The organism is Leucobacter sp. M11 (genome assembly GCF_035726885.1).
GTDB lineage: Bacteria > Actinomycetota > Actinomycetes > Actinomycetales > Microbacteriaceae > JAPFRB01.
In genome coordinates this window covers 37,344-39,415 of sequence record NZ_JAPFRB010000002.1, presented here as the reverse complement: position 1 = coordinate 39,415, position 2,072 = coordinate 37,344, and the positions used below count along the sequence as shown (strand labels likewise).

Genomic DNA, 2,072 nt, shown 5'->3' with positions numbered 1-2,072 from the left:
GCCTCCGCCGGTGCGGGGGCCACGATCGAGCACGGCGGCGGACCCATCTCGGCGGCCCCCTACGGCAGCCCGAGCATCCTCCCCATCACCTGGGCCTACCTGCGGATGATGGGCGACGAGGGCCTGCGCCGGGCCACCGGCACGGCCGTGCTCTCCGCCAACCTGATCGCCTCCCGCCTGAACGAGCACTTCCCGGTGCTCTACGCCGGGGCGAACGGGCTCGTGGCGCACGAGTGCATCCTGGACCTGCGCCCCCTGAAAGAGGCAACCGGCGTGACCGTGGACGACGTGGCCAAGCGCCTCGTCGACTACGGCTTCCACTCGCCGACGATGTCCTTCCCCGTCGCGGGCACGCTCATGGTGGAACCGACGGAGAGCGAGGACCTCGCAGAGATCGAGCGCTTCATCGAGGCCATGATCGAGATCAAGCGCGAGGCAGATCGCGTGGGCTCGGGGGAGTGGCCCGCGGAGGACAACCCGCTCCGAAACGCACCGTTTACGGCTGAATCCTTGCTGGTTTCCGAATGGAATCATCCGTATTCGCGCGAAAATGCGGCGTATCCGGTTGCGACACTCCGAAAGAATAAGTACTGGGTTCCCGTGCGCCGCATCGATCAGGCGTATGGTGATAGGAACCTGGTGTGTTCGTGCCCGCCGCCCGAGGCCTTCGCCTAGGCAACGGACGAGCGCCAGGCTTCACAGACCGGGTTGCCGCTTGTGTGGGTTCGGGGGGACCATCCGCAAGCGGCAACCCACTTTTTTTGACGAGCAGCCCCGGCTGCCGGCGTCCCTCCGCGGCACGATTCCCGCGGGCGACGCGACTAGTTCTGGGCGGCGAACAGCTCCGGCCAGGTCGCCACCGCGAAGGCGTAGCCGACGAAGCTCACGATGTCGAGCACCCAGTGGGCGATCACGAGGGGCAGGAGCCGCCCCCAGCGGGCATAGGCCCAGCCGAACACGAGGCCCATCGCGACGTTGCCGATGAACCCCCCGAAGCCCTGGTAGAGGTGATAGCTGCCGCGAAACAGCGCGGCGCTCACGATGATCCCCCAGCGCCCGAGCCCGAGCTGCCGGAGCCGGGCAAAGAGATAGCCCACCACGATGATCTCCTCCAGGAGCGCCGCTTTCAGCGCCGCCAGCACCAACACGGGCACCGTCCACCAGTGCTCGTTGAGGGCCGCGGCGACCATCGTCACGTTCAGCCCGAGGGCCTTCGCCCCGAGATACAGCCCGATCCCGGGCACGCCGATGACGGCGGCCAGGCCGATACCGCCAGCGCTTTCGCGCAGCCACTGCCGCCAGGTGTCCCCGGTTCGGCCGAGGCCGAGCGCGCCGAGGTGGGGCCGCTCCGGTCGCCAGAGCAGGAAGCACACCAGCGCGACCGGAGCGAGGCCGAAGACGATGCGCAGCAGCTGGTACAGCAGGTCGAAGAGCGGGGCCGAGCCCGTGGAGGCGTTCAGGGTTTGCGTCTGCTCGGCCAGGCCGGCGTCCTTGGCCAGCAGCTCGGCGAGCTGCACGACGGCGAACACCGCGCTCATCCCCAGGGACAGCGCCAGGACGACCGCGATCTCGGCACGGATGCGGCCGCGACCGAGGGGGGCCGGGTCCGGAACCCCGGGGGGGCCGGGCTGGGGGAGGGGCCAGCGGGGCGATGAGGTGGGGAGCGGCGCGTCTGACATGTGAGCCAGCGTACCGGCGGAGCGCCCCGCGCTGGGGCGGGCCGGGTGACGCCCGGGCTGAGGCCCCGCCGGGGCGGGGGAGCGGCGCCTTCCTCGGACCCGGTTCCCGGGGACGGGGTCCCGAATGGACGCTTCGGTGACGGTTCCGTTGCTTTCCGACAGACGGTTCGTGCGAGCTCCCCGGTATTCGATAGGATCTGAGCAGTAAAGATGCTGGAGGGGACTCATGCGTGTCCACAACGTTCGTGGCGCTCACCTCCTCAGCTTCGCCAAGTTCAGGAGGAATCACATAGTGAAACGATCACGGATCGGTTTCGGCTTCATCGCCCTGGCCGCTGCGAGCGCGCTCGTGCTCACCGGTTGCACGTCGGGGAACACGGGCGGCGAGTCCAA

1 protein-coding gene and 1 pseudogene are annotated in these 2,072 nt (G+C 69.1%); one reads left to right on the top strand and one right to left on the bottom strand.

Annotation, left to right across the window (positions count from 1 at the left end; genetic code table 11):
• Positions 1-675 (top strand): annotated as a pseudogene (locus tag OOT08_RS04280) (glycine dehydrogenase (aminomethyl-transferring)); the annotation flags it as partial.
• Positions 676-821: 146 nt separating this feature from the next.
• Here OOT08_RS04280 and OOT08_RS04275 read toward each other — a convergent pair.
• Complete coding sequence (locus tag OOT08_RS04275) at positions 822-1,679, bottom strand: CPBP family intramembrane glutamic endopeptidase (RefSeq protein ID WP_442916178.1); 858 nt, start codon at positions 1,677-1,679, stop codon at positions 822-824.
• Positions 1,680-2,072: the final 393 nt, after the last annotated feature.

Excerpts from the sequence above, each read along its gene's own strand:
- OOT08_RS04275 (WP_442916178.1), bottom strand. The coding sequence starts at position 1,679 with ATGTCAGACGCGCCGCTCCCCACCTCATCGCCCCGCTGGCCCCTCCCC.